Below are 13,731 nucleotides of genomic sequence, written 5' to 3'. Positions count from 1 at the left end.
GCCCTCCATGGGGAGACGCCGACCGGTCCGCCCGGACCCATCCCAACGAGAGGGCGGCAGCCCGCCGCCAGGTAGGAGGAAAGACATGTCCCAGGAAGTCCTGATCGTCCCCAAGCGTGAGACCTTCGGCAAGGCCGCCATCCGCGACCTCAAGAAGGGCGGCATGATCCCGGCCGTGGTCTACGGCCTGAACGAGGCCCCCATCGCCATCGCCATCAGCCCCAAGGCCGTGGCCCGCGTGCTGGCCAGCGACGCCGGCATGAACTCCGTGATGTTCCTCCAGCGCGAGGGCACGGACATCAAGCGCCACGTCATCATCAAGGACCTGCAGCGCGATCCCATCACCGGCCGCCTGCGCCACGTGGACTTCATGCGCGTGGACATGACCCACAAGGTGCGCGTGAAGGTGCCCGTGCGCCTCATCGGCACCTCCATCGGCGTGAAGAGCATGGGCGGCGTCCTCGACTTCGCCCACCGCGAGATCGAGCTCGAGTGCCTGCCCAGCATCATCCCCGCCCACATCGACGTGGACGTGACCAATCTGGCCGTGGGTGACAGCATCCGCTTCGAGCAGATCACCCTCATGCCCAACGTCGTCTTCATCGGCGATGCCCACCAGACGGTCTGCTCCGTCCGCGGCAAGGCTGCCGAGGAAGAGGTCGCCGCCGCTGCCCCCGCTGCCGCCGAACCCGAAGTGGCCAAGAAGGGCAAGAAGGAAGACAAGAAGTAGCTTCCCGGCTGTCAGCAAAAACGGGCGCCATGCGGTGCCCGTTTTTTTGGCCCTTGACAAAAGTAAGTGCTTACTTACAATTAACGCATGACCCGACCTGCCCTGGAACTCACCTCCAAGCGCGCCGAAATTGCGGAGGCTGCACTCCGGATCATCGAGACCCGGGGCATCGCCGCCCTGACCACCAGCGCCCTGGCCGGCGAGCTGGGCGTCAGCAGCGGCGCCCCGTTCCGCCACTTCGCGAACCGCGAGGAGATCCTGGAGGCGGTGGTGCTGCGGGTGGAGGAAAGGATCCTCACCACGTTCCCGCCCACAACGGCCCCCCCTCTGGAGCGCATCCTGGCCTTGCTCCAGGCCCGCGCGGACATGGTGGGCGGATCCCGGGGCATCGGGCGGTTGATGTTCTCCGAGCAGTTCACGTTGGCGCTGCCGGACATCGCCGCTGCACGCCTGCGATCGGTGGTCACCCGGACCCAGGCCTTCCTCTTGGAGGCGCTCACGGAGGCCCAACGGGAAGGCACCGTCCGCACCGACCTGCCGCCGCAAGCCCTGCTGGCGGTGGTCTTCGGCATGCTCATGCACCTCGTCTACTCCCAGGCCGCAGGGCATGGCCGCGCGGGCGATGCCGCCGACACCTGCGCCACCCTCCGCACCATCCTTCAACCCCCTCCCGCCCGCTGAACCGGCGGTACCTATCGGAGTTCCCATGCGAAAGCCTCTCTTCCCCATCCTGCTGACGGCCGTGCTGGCCAGCCTGGCCGCCCTGCCCCTCGGCGCCCACTGCGACGCCCTCGATGGTCCCGTCGTCATCGCCGCCAAGCAGGCCCTGGCCAAGGGCGACGTGAACCCGATCCTCGCCTGGGTGAAGGCGGAGGACGAGGCCCAGATCCGCGCCGCCTTCGCCCGCACCCTCAAGGTCGGCGCCCTGGGCCCCGAGGCCCAAGAGCTGGCCGAGGCCTACTTCTTCGAGACGCTGGTGCGGATCCACCGCGCTGGCGAAGGCGCCCCCTACACGGGCCTCAAGCCCGCCGGCATGGACTTCGGCCCGGCCATCCCCGCCGCAGACAAGGCCCTGGCCTCCGGCGACCTGAAGCCCGTGTTCGAGCTCATGCACGGCGTCCTCAAGCCGGGCCTCGAGGCCCGCTTCAAGCAGGCCCGCGCCGCCCGCAGCCAGGCGCCCTCCGATCCCGCCGCCGGCCGGAAGGCCGTGGCCGCCTACGTGGACTTCCTCCACTACGTGGACGGCGTCTACCGCGCCGCGGCTGGCGGCGGCGCCCACGCCGAAGGCGCCGAAGCGGAAGCCCCCGCCAAGCCCGAGCCCCATCACCAGCACTGATTACCCTTCCGGCACGCCGCAAGCGGGCGCCACGCGGCGCCCGCTGCCTTTCCCGAGAGCTGACAGCCGACAGCTGATAGCTTCAGACCATGTGGACCCTCGTTCCCCTCGGCAACCCCGGCCCCGAGTACCAGGACACGCGCCATAACCTGGGGCGGCTCATGCTGCAGCGCTGGATGGCGGACCGGGACCTGGCGCCCGCGCCCTCGAAGCGGTTTTCCTCGGGCACGCTCTACCCGCTCACGGACCGGCTCCAGGCCCTGGTGCCCGCCACCTACATGAACCTCTCCGGCGAGGCCTGCGCCCAGGCCGAAGCCGCGGGCCTCTACCCCCGGCGCATGGTGCTGCTCTACGACGACAAGGACCTGCCCCTGGGCACGGGCCGCTTCCGGCTCGACGGCTCGGCCGGCGGCCACAACGGCCTCCGCTCGGTGTTCGAGTGTCTGGGCACCACGGACATCGCCCGCCTGCGCCTGGGCATCGGCCCCTTCCAGCGGCCCCTGGTGGACTTCGTGCTGGAGCCCTGGACGGATCCCGAATGGGAGGTCATCGGCCGGCTGGACGCCCCCTTCGCCCGGTTCCTGGATCTGCTCGGCCAGGCGGAGGACCTGGGCGGGCTGGCCAACCTGGTGAATCCGGCGGCGTTCTGGGAGCCCGTGTCCTAGACTTTCCATTGAATTCCGGCCCTTTCCACGCGAAACTAGCTGTTCGCGTCCTCCGCTGGAGGGCGTCTTCCTTGCTCCCCGGAACCCAGTGGGGGGCTTCACATCCACAAGGAGGACAGATGCGTCACTACGAGACCATCTTCATCGCCTCCCCCACGCTGACGGACGAGCAGAGCGATGAGCTCGTCAAGCAGTACGAGGGGATCATCGCCGAGCAGGGTGGCGAGCTGCTCAAGACCGACAAGTGGGGCCGCAAGAAGCTGGCCTACGAGGTCCAGAAGTTCAGCGAGGGCTACTACACGCTCTTCGAGATGAACGCCGGACCCGACCTCATCGCCGAGCTGGAGCGCCGCTTCCGCAACAACGATTCGGTCATCAAGTACCTGAGCGTCCGCCTGGACGAGGCCGAGAAGGCCGCGGGCCGCGCCAAGCAGCGCATCGAGCGCGAGGCCAAGCGCAAGGCCCAGGCCGGCATCAAGGATCGCGCACCTGAGGAGGTGGTCGGATGAAGCGCCGAGCTGACGCCAAGAAGGGCAAGCCCAAGAAGAAGAAGGCTTTTGGGGGACGACGCGCGAAGTTCTGCAAGTTCTGCGTCGAGAAGTCCACCATGATCGACTACAAGGACGTGAAGACCCTCCAGGCCTTCACCCCCGAGCGCGGCAAGGTGCTGCCCCGCCGCACCAGCGGCGTGTGCGCCGTCCACCAGCGCGCCCTCGTGGAAGCCATCAAGCGCGCGCGGAACATCGCGCTGCTACCGTTCGCCACGGACTAGTTCCAGGCGCTGGCGGACTATCAACAAAGAGGGGGCCAACCGGCCCCCTCTTCGTTTCCGCACGAAAGCCTCCCTCGACGGGGCTCCACTGGAGCCCCGTCGCCCCTTCGGGACCGGTCGCCTTCTGCCGTCCACCAGCGCGCCTCCATCTGACGGGCACGCCCCTGGCGTGCCCTCCCACTCGCTCCGCTCGCGGAGATGGAGCCTCCGTGGAAGCCATCAAGCGCGCGCACTCGGCCCGGCGGAGCCTTCGGAGCGACCCGCATCGTCCCTCGCATCGCGCTGCTGCCGTTCGCCACGGACTAGATTCGTTCTTGAACATGCAAAAAAGCGGGGGCGCACGCCCCCGCTTTTTCGCATGACATAAGACAAATGCTCAGTCCGTCACCGCGAACACCACGCGATCGTTGCGCAGGCGCTCGGGGTCCAGGATGCGGATGGTGGCGTTCTTCCGATCCTGGGCGAGGGTCACGACGTAGTCCTTGTCCTTCTGGAGGGAGCCGGGGACCACGTTCACCTTGCTGATCTTCGTGAGCCCGACCTCGGAAGCCTGGATCTGGATCTCGGGGTTCGGCTCGTCCAGCGGAAGGTCCTTGACGAAGCGGGAAGCCACCGCCTTGGGGCCCATGCGGTCCTTCGCGAAGACCGGCACGACGATCACGCCCTCGTTCACCAGCTGCTTGCGCTGGCCGACCAGGTAGTGCATCGAGTTGAGCTTGACCTTCTGGGCCTGGCTCAAGGACGTCAGCTCGCTCACCTGGGAGGTCAGCGTGGTCTTCTCGGCGTGGAGGGCCTCCACCTCCTCCTGCACCTTGGAGCGCTCCGTTTTCAGATCCTGCACCTGGCCGGAGAGGTCATCGCGGTCCTTCTGGAGGGCGGCCCGCTGGTTGTGCAGGTACTCCGTGGGGCCCATCTCCGCCTTGCCCTGCGTGACGGCCGTGAGGTAGGCACCGCCGGCGTACTGGTGGTAGACCTGCCAGCCAGGCTGGAGCTCTTCCAGGATGTTCGCCCGGGCGGCGAGGGTCCTGGCCTTCTCATCGGAGAGGCCGCGGCCCTTCAGGTAGCGCACGGCCATGGCGAAATGGTTGTCCTTCTCCGTGGCGATCTGGGGCCTGGGCAGCTCGGCCTGGAGCCTGGCCACCTTCCGGGTGAGCTCACCGATGGCCTTGTCCCGATCCAGGATCTCCTGGAGGAGGGCCGCGGTGCTGTTGTCCTTCTCGGCCTTGACCCGGGCCTCAAGCAGCGTCCGCTGGGCCTCTGACAGCTGGATCCCGGCGGGGTTGGGCTGCACCCCCGCCTTGGCCATCGCGTCGGCCTGGGCCTTGGTGGCCCCCTGGACCTGGCCCTCGGCCTGCTGGGCCTCCACGGCCTTGCTGACGAGATCCTTGGATTCTGCGGAGGTGGATTGCGACTTCTGGTCACAGCCGAGGGTGAGACCGAGGGGCAGGACCGCGAGCGCGGCCCCGATCAGAATGGGTTTCAGGATGTTCATGGACACCTCCTTGAGGCTGGGGGAGTGCGGTTGAATCCAGAAGGGTGGTGCCCCGCACGATTTAGCGCAAGTTTAAGTATCTAGACCATTTGACCTACAAGACTCTGGTCATACTGGCCGGATCTTCGACCTAAGGACCGCCGTGTCTGCACTCAGGGGACGGGACCGGAAGGGGGACCTCCAGCGGCAGGGGATGTTTTTTTTCGCCTGGAAGCCGATCCGGCGGAGCCGGCCCCCGGTCCGGCGCGCGACCCGGCTGGCCACCCCCAAGACTCGGGTAATCTGAAGCTATGTCCGAACCCACGCCCGCGCTCAGGCTCCCCATGCCCCTCCGCCGCAAGAAGGCCCTCCAGGCCGCCTGGAAGCCCCTGCTGTTCCAGTGGCTGGTGCCGGGGGCGGGGTACTGGATGATCGGGGAGAAGGGCCGCGCCAAGGTGTTCTTCGGCGTCTGGGTGCTCTTCTGTCTGCTGGCGGCGTTCCAGCTGCAGTACGGCGCCGTCGATGGCGTGAGGGGAGGCGTCTTCGTGCCCGTGCAGGGAGCCTGGCTGCCCACCCTCGGCGCCTTCGGCACCCTGGGCGTCGGCCCGGTGTACGGCCTCTTCGCCTGGGCCTTCGGCGGGGCCGGCACCGAGCCGGTGCGCACGCTCACGCAGGAGTACGGGGCCACCTACGTGATGGTGGCCGGTCTCCTGAACTGGCTCTGCTGCTTCGACCTCTGGGACCGCATCACCGGCCGCTGGGTCTTCCGCCTCCCCAAGGACGAGCAGGAAAAGCTCGCCAAGGGCGAGTAGCCATCACGCCCTCCGGGCGGCCGCTGAGCGCGCCTTCGGCCGCGCACGCGGCTCTGGCTGCCCGCGATCGGACGTGCCACTGGCACGTCCTCCCACTCACGGAGCCTATGGCCCCGTTCGCGGAGCGGGGCCCTCGGTGGCCGGTCTCCTGAACTGGCTCTGCTGCTTCGACCTCTGGGACCGCATCACCGGCCGCTGGGTCTTCCGCCTGCCCAGGGACGAGCAGGAGAAGATCGCCAAGGGCGAGTAGCGATCAGCTGTCAGCTATCGGCTGTCAGCCCTCGGCCTTGAGCGACTTCGCCAGCAGCTGGGCACGGATGAAGGCATCGATGTCGCCGTCCAGCACCTTCTGGGTCTGGCTGGTCTCCTCGCCGGTGCGGTGGTCCTTCACCATCTGGTAGGGCTGGAGCACGTAGCTGCGGATCTGGCTGCCCCAGGCCACGTCGGCCTTGTCGCCGCTGGCGGCAGCCACCTTCTCCAGGAACTTCCGCTGCTCCAGCTCGTAGAGCCGCCCCTGCAGCACCTTCAGGGCCGTGGCCCGGTTCTTGATCTGGCTGCGCTCGTTCTGGCAGCTCACCACGATGCCCGTGGGCAGGTGGGTGAAGCGCACGGCGGACTCGGTGCGGTTCACGTGCTGGCCGCCGGCGCCGCTGGCGCGGAAGACATCGATCTTGAGGTCCTTTTCGGGGATGTCCACGTTGATGGTGTCGTCCAGCTCGGGGCTCACGTACACCGCGGCGAAGCTGGTGTGCCGGCGCTTGGCGGAATCGAAGGGGCTGATGCGCACCAGGCGGTGGACGCCGGCCTCGGCCCGCAGGTAGCCGTAGGAGAAGGGCGCGTCCACGATGAAGGTGGCGCCCTTGATGCCCCCCTCCTCCCCATCCTGGTAATCGAGCATCTCCGTGCCCCAGCCCTTGGCTTCGCAGAAGCGCAGGTACATGCGGAGCAGCATGGCCGCCCAGTCCTGGCTCTCGGTGCCGCCGGCGCCGGGGGCGATGGCCACGATGGCGCGGTTGTGGTCCAGGTCGCCGCTGAGCATCATGCGCAGCTCGGCATCCTCGACGGCCTTGCGGAGAGCGCCTTCCACCGCCTCGGCCTCGGTGAGCATGTCCCCGTCTTCCTTGGCCAGCTCCAGGCCGGTCTCCAGGTCCTCGAGGCCGCCCGTCAGGCGCTTGGCCAGGGCGATGTCGTCGGTGATCGCCCCCCGCTTCTGGAGGAGCGGCTTGGCGGCCTCCGGGTCGTCCCAGAAGCCCGGGGCCGTGGTGCGCTCTTCGATCTGTTCCAGCTCCAGGGCTTTGCGCTCGGGGTCGAGGTGGGCGACCAGCTGCCGGACCCGGGGGTCCAGCTCGTTCTTGGCCCGCACCAGGGTCTCGAAATCCATGGTTCACATCTCCCTCCCCGGCCCCCGGGGAACCTTCGAGTTTAAAGCAATCCGGCAGATTCGGTCCCCACGCTATTCTGGTGGGATGCCCGAGTTGATCCCGGTCCTGCCCGCCGATCTGGAGCCCACCGCCCGTGGGGTCCTGTCGGGCCATGGGGGCGTGACCCTGGCCTGGGCGCGCTGGGAGCACCCCCATCCCCGGGGCCGGGTGGTGATCTCCCACGGCTACGGCGAGCACGGCGAGCGCTACCGCCACACGGCCCACTGGCTGCACGGCCTGGGCTGGTCCGTGTCCAGCATGGACCACAGCGGCTTCGGGCGGTCCGGCGGCATCCGGGGCGATGCGGACGGCATCCGCGCCTTCGTGGACGACTTCGCCCTCTTCCTCCGCCAGGAGCGGCGCCACGACGCCGAGCGCACCGGCGCCACGGCCCGGGTGGTGGACGGCGTGCCCATGCCGCCCCTGCCGGTCTGCCCCCAGGTGGTGCTGGGCCACAGCTTCGGCGGGCTGGTCTCGCTGCTGACCCTGCTCTGGCATGCGGACACCCTGGACGGACTGATCCTGTCGAGCCCCAGCCTGGCGGTGCGGTCCAATTCCCGGGCCCTGGTCCTGCTCTCCCGCCTCCTGCGCTGGCTCATGCCCCACCGGCCCATCCAGCTCCACGGCGACAAGAGCCGCGTCTGCTCGGACCCCGTCCTCGTGCAGCGCTACGAGGCGGATCCCCTCTGCCACCGCTGGGCCACGGCCGCCTTCGGCGCCGCCCTGGAGGAGGGCCGGACGGAGCTCCTGCCCCTGGGCCAGGAGCTGGACCGTCCCATGCTCCTGCTGGAATCCGGCGAGGACACCGTGGTGGATCCCGACGCCTCCGAGGCCCTGTGGTCCGCCGTGAAGCCCGGCCTGCTGGAACGCCACCGCCTGGCCGGTTTCTACCATGAGGTCTTCCACGACCGGCGCCGAGCCCAGGCCCAGGCCCTGGTCGAACCCTGGCTCGAGCACCTGTGCCAGGCTTGGAATCCTTCCCTCCGACCCTGGAACCCTTCGCTCCGTCCCGCCATGTCTGAATTGCTGTCTCCGGAGTCCGCATGAAGCGCATCCTCACCGCCCTGTCCCTCACCCTCCTGATCGCAGGGCTGGGCCTGGGCTGCCGCAAGCCGAAGACGGCCGACCAGACCACGACCTCCGCCGTGCTGATGGCCACGGCGGACAAGCAGATGAAGCAGGGCAAGTTCAACGAGGCCCGGATCACCCTCCGCCACCTGGAGCAGTACCTCCCGGGCTCGCCCGAGTTCCCCAAGGCCAAGCTCATGCTGGGCGACAGCTTCTTCTTCCAGGGCAGCCCCAGCTTCCCCGAAGCCGAAGTGGAGTACACGAGCTTCCTGAACTACTTCCCCCGCCACGAACTCCGGGACTACGCCCTGTACCACCGGGCCCTCTGCCACTTCTCCTCCATCGAGAGCGCGGAACGCGACCAGACGGAGACCCGCAAGGCCCTGGAGGGCTTCCAGCAGCTGCTGGCGGAATCGCCGGGCAGCCCCTACGCCGGGGAGGCCAAGGCCAAGGTCCTCCAGTGCTGGCGGCGCATCGCCGAACACGAGCTGGTGGTGGGCGTCTTCTACGTGAACGTCTATTACTATCCCGGCGCCGAGCGGCGCCTGAAGGCCCTGCTGGAGACCTACCCCGACTACGTGGACCGCGAGCGGGCCTACTTCTACCTGGGCGAGGCCCTGCGCCAGCGGCTGGTCACCCCAGAGGAAGCGACCCAATACGCGAAAGACTACGCTGCCAAATTTCAGAAGGAAGACCTCAGAACCCTCACTGCCGAGCAGAAGGAGCAGTACTCGAAGGATTTCACAGCCTTCACGACCGAGCGCATCAAGGGCTTCCGGGACGAGGCCAGGAGCTACTACCAGAAGCTGGTGGAGAGCTATCCCGGCTCCGAATGGGCCCGCCGCGCGGCGGACCGCCTGGTGACCATGGGCACCGGCGGCGTGAAGGAAGACCTGGATAGTTGATGCTGTCCGGGGGGACCGCCTGCTCGCGATGCTCGCGATGTCCCCCCGGGCCCCCGCCGCATGGGCGGGTCGAACCCGCCCACGCAGCCCACCTCGCTCTCCTGCGGGAGGCGCCATGGAATTGAGCAGCCTCGGCCTCGGCACCTACCTGGGACCGTCCACTTCCGCCGCGGATGAGGGCTATGTCCAGGCCGCCGGGGCCTTCCTCGCAGCGGGCGGCACGGTGTTCGACACCGCGGCCAACTACCGGGGCGGCCGGTCGGAGCGGGCCCTGGGCGCCGCCTTCATCGGCCGGCCCCGGGACGGGTTCTTCGTCTCCACCAAGGCCGGCTACCTGCCCATGGGCGATGGCAGCCCCGGCGAGGATTCCGCGGCCTGGTTCCGGCGGGTGCTCGAGGCTCCCGGCATCCTCCGCGCGGACGAGGTCGCGGACGGCTGCCACGCCATGACCCCCCGCTACCTGGCCCACCAGCTGGAGGTGAGCTTGGCCGCGCTGGGGGTGGCCTCCGTGGACCTCTTCCACCTCCACAATCCGGAGCAGCAGCTCCCCCACCTCGGTCCTGAGGCTTTCCACGCCGTCATCCAGCAGGCCTTCGAGGCCTGCGAAGGGTTCGTGCGGACCGGGAGGATCCGCGCCTACGGCGTGGCCACCTGGAACGGGTTCCGGGTGCCGCCGGGACGGCCCGACCACCTCAGCCTCGAGCGCCTGCTGGCCGCCGCCGAGGCCGCCGGAGGGCAGGACCACCACTTCCGCTGGATCCAGCTGCCCCTGAACCTCGCCCTGCCCGAAGCCTTCCTGGCGCCCACCCAGGTGTTCCGTGGCGAGCGGATGACGCCGCTCCGGGCGGCCCAGGCCGCGGGGCTCTCCGTGCAGACCTCCGCCTCGATCATGCAGGCGCGCATCCTCACCCAGCTGCCCGCGGACCTCGTGGCGGCGCTGGGGGGGACGACCCCGGCGCAGGCCGCGCTGCAGTTCCCTCGCTCCTGCCCCGGCGTCACCGTGGCCCTCTGCGGCATGGGCCGGCCCGAGCATGTGGTCGAGAACGCCGCGGTCCTGGACCTTCCCAAGGTCGATCCGGCCGTGCTCGCGGGCCTCTTCGGATGATCCTCCTCGCCATCACCCCGGGGCTCGGCTTCGACCGCGCGCGCTGGGCCGCCGTGCTGCGCGCGGGCGTGGATGGCTTCCTGATCCGCGAGAAGCAGCTGGAGGCGCGGGCCCTGCTGGCGGCCGCGGCCTGGTGCCAGGACACGGCCCCGGAGTTGGCGCTCTGGGTGGCCGGCCGCCTGGACGTGGCCTTCGCCGCGGGCTGCGGCCTCCACGCGCCGGAGGCCCACCCCGAGGTGGACCCAGGCCTGGTGCCCCTCTCCCGTCCTCTGCACGCTGAGGGCCAGTGGGAGTCGCGGCGCGGCGCGGACCAGCTGCTCGTCTCCCCGGTCTTCCCCAGCCCCGGCAAGGGCGCGCCCTGGGGGCCGGAACGGCTGGCCCGCTTCCTGGACGGCCTCCCGTCCGGGGGGCCGCGGATCCTGGCCCTGGGCGGCGTGGAGCCGGCGAGCGCGGCCCGGCTCCGCCATGCCCGCCTGGCCGGTGTGGCGGCGATCCGGCCCTTCTGGGAGGGCGAGCCCGAGCGCGCCGTGGCGGCCTTCCGCGCCCTCGAATAGGCGTATCCTCTCCCCCATGTTCCGCGACTTGAGGGAGAAGGTCAGCGCGCCGCGCCGGATCGCGGCCTGGATCCTGCTCGCCCTGCTGCTCCTGGCCGCGGCCTTCGTGCTGCTCCGGATAGGCGGCCACCCGGCCCTCCATCGCACCGCGGACGTCCTCCTCTGGGCCCTGCTGGCCTACGGGGCCGTGCGCCTCGTCTCCTTCCTGCTGCTGGATCCGCTGCTGAGCCAGCGGAAGACCGCCACGCCGGGCTTCGCGCGGGACCTGATCGTGGTGGCGCTCTACCTGGTGGCCGCGGGCGGCATCCTCCGCGAGGGCCTGCAGGTGAGCCTGGGCCAGCTCCTGGGCACCGGCGCCATCGCCGCCGCCGTGGTGGGCCTCAGCCTCCAGGAGGTGCTGGGCAACCTGTTCGCCGGCATCTCCCTGCACCTGGATCCCGCCTTCCAGGTGGGCGACTGGGTGGAGATCACCGGCACACTGCGGGGCGGCCCCGGCCGCGAGACGCTCGTCGGGCAAGTGGAGGCCATGACCTGGCGCACGGTGCAGCTGCGCACCGAGAACGGCGACATGGATGTGCTGCCCAACCGCGCCATCGCCCAGGCCGTGGTGACGAACCTCTACGCCCCCTCGGGCCTGCACCGGCGCACCACCAAGGTCATCGTGGAACCGCGGCCGGACCTCCACCAGGCCCTCGACCACCTCACCCGGGCCCTGGCGGGCCTGCCGCACCTCGCCCACCACCGCCCCGAGGTGGTGGTCCACAGCTCCGACCTGGGCGGCGCCGTCCTGGAGCTCCGCTACTGGGCCCTGGGCTTCCGGCATGGGCGCCAGGCCACCTTCCAGGCCACGCGCCTGGCCGCCACCGTGCTGCCCCGGGAGGGCTTCCGGCTCATGGGGCCCCATGGCCCGAGCCCCCTGGTGACGCGGCCCGAGACGGCTCCCGACCTGGCGCTGATGCGGGACCTGGTCCGCCAGCTGGGCCTCCCGGAGCACTGGGTGGAGGATCTCCGGGGCCGCCTCCGCCTGCGGACCCTCGCCCCCGGGGAAGGCGTCATCCGCGAAGGCGAGCCCGGGGACTCGCTCTTCGCCGTGCATCGCGGCACGCTCCAGGTGGTGCGCGCGGAGGAGCGCCTGGAGCCGTATACCGGCCTCTTCTGGAAGCCCGTGGCGGAGCTGGGCCCGGGCCAGTGGTTCGGCGAGGCGAGCCTGCTGACGGGCGCCCCGCGGAACGCCACCGTGGTGGCCCTCACGGAGGCCGAGATCGCGGAGGTGCCCAAGGAGGCCTTCGAGGCGTCCCTCAGGCGCGAGCCCGAGCTCCTGGAGCGCCTGGTGGACCTGATGGAGCAGCGGGCCCACGGTGAGGCCGAGGTCGACCTGCCCAAGGAGTCCCGCCGGGCCCAGTGGACCCGGCAGGTCCGGGGCTGGTTCGGACTGGGCTAGGGGCCTCGCTGGTATCCTGGATGACGGAGGCCCCATGGATCTGCCTGAGAACCTGCATCACCTGGTGAGCGAGCTGGGCGATTCGCTGGTCAAGGCCCTGGCCGAGGACGATCACTGCCGCGACCTCACCTTCCAGATCCAGGCCCAGGGTTACGGCCTCATGCTCATCCTCGAGGCCGCGCCCATCCGGCTCCGCGGGGAGGGCCACGACGAGACCCTTCCGCAAGAGGGACCGGAGCAGCCCTTCTCCGAGGACGACAAGCGCCTCATGAAGTCCTTCAAGATCCGGATGGACTGAGATGGCCCAGCCCTGGGATCGGCCGGCCCCGGAAGCTGGCACCGCCGGGCGTCCCAACGCCGCGGGCCTGGATGCCGCGGGCCTGAAGGCCCTGATGGCGGCCCTCGGTGAGCCCGCCTGGCGGGGCGGCCAGCTCTTCGACGGCCTCTACCGGCAGCGCTGGACCCGCTGGGAGCAGTTCTCCAGCCTGTCCAAGGCCCTGCGGACGCGCCTGGAGGCCGAAGTGGACCTGACCTGGCCCGCCATCGTCCAGAGCCAGACCTCGGACGATGGCTCGACCAAGCACGTCTTCGAACTGGCAGATGGGAAGCAGGTGGAGGGCGTGTCCATGCCCTATGCGGACCGCGTGACCCTCTGCCTGTCCAGCCAGGTGGGCTGTGCCATGGGCTGCACCTTTTGCGCCACGGGCCAGATGGGCATCGTGCGCAACCTCACGGCCGCGGAGATCGCGGGCCAGGTGGTGGCCATGCTGAACCACCACGGCCACCCGGAAGGCCGCCCCGTGAACCTGGTGTTCATGGGCATGGGCGAGCCCCTGCACAACCTCGACCACCTCATGGCCGCCTTCGCCCTCCTCACGGATCCCAAGGGGCTTGCCATCCCGCCCCGGCGCATCACCGTGTCCACCTCGGGGCTGGTGAGCGGCATCGAGCGGCTGGCCGCCTTCCCGAAGCGGCCGCGCCTGGCGCTCAGCCTGAATGCAACCACCAACGCCCATCGCTCGGCCATCATGCCCGTGAACCGGGTCTGGAACCTGGAGGCCCTGGCAGCCGCCCTGGCGGCCTTCCCCCTGCAGTCCGGCGAGCGCATCACCCTGGAGTACGTGCTGCTGAAGGGCGTCACCGACAGCCTGGAGGACGGCCGCCGCCTCGCGGCCTTCGCCCGGCGCTTCCCCGCCAAGGTGAACCTGATCCCCTTCAACCCCCACGAGGGCAGCGGCTTCGAGCCCCCGGACGAAGCCCGCGTGGGCGCCCTCTGCCGCCTGCTGTCCGACGCCGACCTGCCTGTGAGCGTCCGCCGCAGCCGGGGCCAGGACGTGGCCGGCGCCTGCGGCCAGCTGGTGCGCCAGGGATCATCAAGACGCCCGCACAGACTACCGAGGACTGAAGACTGAAGACCGACGAAAGGTATCGGACGGCGCATGCACCATCCG

The 13,731-nt window shown here is 69.8% G+C and carries 16 protein-coding genes; 14 read left to right on the top strand and 2 right to left on the bottom strand.

Features of this window, described 5'->3' with window-relative positions; all coding sequences use genetic code 11:
* Positions 1-85 precede the first annotated feature (85 nt).
* The 6 genes from QSJ30_RS14015 to rpsR all read left to right on the top strand — a co-directional run bounded on the left by QSJ30_RS14015 (position 86) and on the right by rpsR (position 3,503).
* Positions 86-730, top strand: a complete 645-nt coding sequence (locus tag QSJ30_RS14015) for a 50S ribosomal protein L25 (protein ID WP_285610255.1) — start codon at positions 86-88, stop codon at positions 728-730.
* 87 nt (positions 731-817) lie between these two features.
* Positions 818-1,411, top strand: coding sequence for a TetR/AcrR family transcriptional regulator (locus tag QSJ30_RS14010; protein WP_285610253.1), 594 nt, complete (start codon positions 818-820; stop codon positions 1,409-1,411).
* 25 nt (positions 1,412-1,436) lie between these two features.
* Complete coding sequence (locus tag QSJ30_RS14005; protein ID WP_285610251.1) at positions 1,437-2,066, top strand: DUF6448 family protein; 630 nt, start codon at positions 1,437-1,439, stop codon at positions 2,064-2,066.
* An 89-nt stretch (positions 2,067-2,155) separates the two neighbouring features.
* Positions 2,156-2,731 (top strand): aminoacyl-tRNA hydrolase, encoded by a 576-nt coding sequence (gene pth / locus QSJ30_RS14000; protein WP_285610249.1) that lies wholly within the window; start codon positions 2,156-2,158, stop codon positions 2,729-2,731.
* Between the two features lie 119 nt (positions 2,732-2,850).
* Positions 2,851-3,240 carry a 30S ribosomal protein S6 gene (gene rpsF / locus QSJ30_RS13995; RefSeq protein WP_285610248.1) on the top strand — a complete coding sequence of 130 codons (390 nt, stop codon included), beginning with the start codon at positions 2,851-2,853 and terminating at the stop codon, positions 3,238-3,240.
* Positions 3,237-3,503 carry a 30S ribosomal protein S18 gene (gene rpsR / locus QSJ30_RS13990; protein WP_026853069.1) on the top strand — a complete coding sequence of 89 codons (267 nt, stop codon included), beginning with the start codon at positions 3,237-3,239 and terminating at the stop codon, positions 3,501-3,503. The genes rpsF and rpsR overlap by 4 nt, the downstream gene beginning before the upstream one ends.
* A gap of 376 nt (positions 3,504-3,879) precedes the next feature.
* Here the strand turns inward: rpsR and QSJ30_RS13985 are convergent, their stop codons facing one another.
* Complete coding sequence (locus QSJ30_RS13985; protein WP_285610246.1) at positions 3,880-4,995, bottom strand: hypothetical protein; 1,116 nt, start codon at positions 4,993-4,995, stop codon at positions 3,880-3,882.
* Positions 4,996-5,285: 290 nt separating this feature from the next.
* On the opposite strand from QSJ30_RS13985, the gene QSJ30_RS13980 reads away from it, so the two are divergent.
* Positions 5,286-5,786 (top strand): DUF6677 family protein, encoded by a 501-nt coding sequence (locus tag QSJ30_RS13980; RefSeq protein ID WP_285610244.1) that lies wholly within the window; start codon positions 5,286-5,288, stop codon positions 5,784-5,786.
* A gap of 274 nt (positions 5,787-6,060) precedes the next feature.
* On the opposite strand, the gene prfB is transcribed toward QSJ30_RS13980, so the two are convergent.
* Positions 6,061-7,167, bottom strand: coding sequence for a peptide chain release factor 2 (gene prfB, locus QSJ30_RS13975; RefSeq protein ID WP_285610243.1), 1,107 nt, complete (start codon positions 7,165-7,167; stop codon positions 6,061-6,063).
* 85 nt (positions 7,168-7,252) lie between these two features.
* On the opposite strand from prfB, the gene QSJ30_RS13970 reads away from it, so the two are divergent.
* From QSJ30_RS13970 to rlmN, 7 genes are all read left to right on the top strand, one after another.
* On the top strand, positions 7,253-8,254 hold the full coding sequence (locus tag QSJ30_RS13970) for an alpha/beta hydrolase (protein ID WP_285610241.1): 1,002 nt from the start codon (positions 7,253-7,255) through the stop codon (positions 8,252-8,254).
* Positions 8,251-9,180, top strand: coding sequence for an outer membrane protein assembly factor BamD (bamD, locus tag QSJ30_RS13965; protein WP_285610240.1), 930 nt, complete (start codon positions 8,251-8,253; stop codon positions 9,178-9,180). The genes QSJ30_RS13970 and bamD overlap by 4 nt, the downstream gene beginning before the upstream one ends.
* Positions 9,181-9,295: 115 nt before the next feature.
* Positions 9,296-10,285, top strand: a complete 990-nt coding sequence (locus QSJ30_RS13960; RefSeq protein WP_285610238.1) for an aldo/keto reductase — start codon at positions 9,296-9,298, stop codon at positions 10,283-10,285.
* Entirely contained in the window at positions 10,282-10,839 is a 558-nt protein-coding gene (locus tag QSJ30_RS13955; protein ID WP_285610237.1) for a thiamine phosphate synthase, read from the top strand. Before QSJ30_RS13960 ends, QSJ30_RS13955 begins: the two co-directional genes overlap by 4 nt.
* A gap of 16 nt (positions 10,840-10,855) precedes the next feature.
* Positions 10,856-12,280: a mechanosensitive ion channel family protein gene (locus QSJ30_RS13950; protein ID WP_285610236.1), complete on the top strand. Its 1,425-nt coding sequence runs from the start codon at positions 10,856-10,858 to the stop codon at positions 12,278-12,280.
* A gap of 34 nt (positions 12,281-12,314) precedes the next feature.
* Complete coding sequence (locus tag QSJ30_RS13945) at positions 12,315-12,578, top strand: hypothetical protein (protein ID WP_285610234.1); 264 nt, start codon at positions 12,315-12,317, stop codon at positions 12,576-12,578.
* 1 nt (position 12,579) lies between these two features.
* Complete coding sequence (gene rlmN / locus QSJ30_RS13940; protein WP_285610233.1) at positions 12,580-13,692, top strand: dual-specificity RNA methyltransferase RlmN; 1,113 nt, start codon at positions 12,580-12,582, stop codon at positions 13,690-13,692.
* The last annotated feature ends 39 nt before the right edge of the window (positions 13,693-13,731 follow it).

The sequence above is a fragment of the Geothrix edaphica genome (assembly GCF_030268045.1).
Lineage (GTDB): Bacteria > Acidobacteriota > Holophagae > Holophagales > Holophagaceae > Geothrix > Geothrix edaphica.
The sequence above is the reverse complement of the archived record's forward strand: the minus strand, read 5'-3'. Positions and strand labels throughout refer to the sequence as shown.

What these genes read in the sequence shown, in the direction of transcription:
- QSJ30_RS13960 (WP_285610238.1), top strand. Translation starts at nt 9,296, where the DNA reads ATGGAATTGAGCAGCCTCGGCCTCGGCACCTACCTGGGACCGTCCACT.
- QSJ30_RS13970 (WP_285610241.1), top strand. Translation starts at nt 7,253, where the DNA reads ATGCCCGAGTTGATCCCGGTCCTGCCCGCCGATCTGGAGCCCACCGCC.
- prfB (WP_285610243.1), bottom strand. Translation starts at nt 7,167, where the DNA reads ATGGATTTCGAGACCCTGGTGCGGGCCAAGAACGAGCTGGACCCCCGG.
- QSJ30_RS14010 (WP_285610253.1), top strand. Translation starts at nt 818, where the DNA reads ATGACCCGACCTGCCCTGGAACTCACCTCCAAGCGCGCCGAAATTGCG.
- QSJ30_RS13985 (WP_285610246.1), bottom strand. Translation starts at nt 4,995, where the DNA reads ATGAACATCCTGAAACCCATTCTGATCGGGGCCGCGCTCGCGGTCCTG.
- QSJ30_RS13950 (WP_285610236.1), top strand. Translation starts at nt 10,856, where the DNA reads ATGTTCCGCGACTTGAGGGAGAAGGTCAGCGCGCCGCGCCGGATCGCG.
- bamD (WP_285610240.1), top strand. Translation starts at nt 8,251, where the DNA reads ATGAAGCGCATCCTCACCGCCCTGTCCCTCACCCTCCTGATCGCAGGG.
- QSJ30_RS13980 (WP_285610244.1), top strand. Translation starts at nt 5,286, where the DNA reads ATGTCCGAACCCACGCCCGCGCTCAGGCTCCCCATGCCCCTCCGCCGC.
- rpsF (WP_285610248.1), top strand. Translation starts at nt 2,851, where the DNA reads ATGCGTCACTACGAGACCATCTTCATCGCCTCCCCCACGCTGACGGAC.
- QSJ30_RS14005 (WP_285610251.1), top strand. Translation starts at nt 1,437, where the DNA reads ATGCGAAAGCCTCTCTTCCCCATCCTGCTGACGGCCGTGCTGGCCAGC.
- QSJ30_RS13945 (WP_285610234.1), top strand. Translation starts at nt 12,315, where the DNA reads ATGGATCTGCCTGAGAACCTGCATCACCTGGTGAGCGAGCTGGGCGAT.
- rlmN (WP_285610233.1), top strand. Translation starts at nt 12,580, where the DNA reads ATGGCCCAGCCCTGGGATCGGCCGGCCCCGGAAGCTGGCACCGCCGGG.
- QSJ30_RS14015 (WP_285610255.1), top strand. Translation starts at nt 86, where the DNA reads ATGTCCCAGGAAGTCCTGATCGTCCCCAAGCGTGAGACCTTCGGCAAG.
- pth (WP_285610249.1), top strand. Translation starts at nt 2,156, where the DNA reads ATGTGGACCCTCGTTCCCCTCGGCAACCCCGGCCCCGAGTACCAGGAC.
- QSJ30_RS13955 (WP_285610237.1), top strand. Translation starts at nt 10,282, where the DNA reads ATGATCCTCCTCGCCATCACCCCGGGGCTCGGCTTCGACCGCGCGCGC.
- rpsR (WP_026853069.1), top strand. Translation starts at nt 3,237, where the DNA reads ATGAAGCGCCGAGCTGACGCCAAGAAGGGCAAGCCCAAGAAGAAGAAG.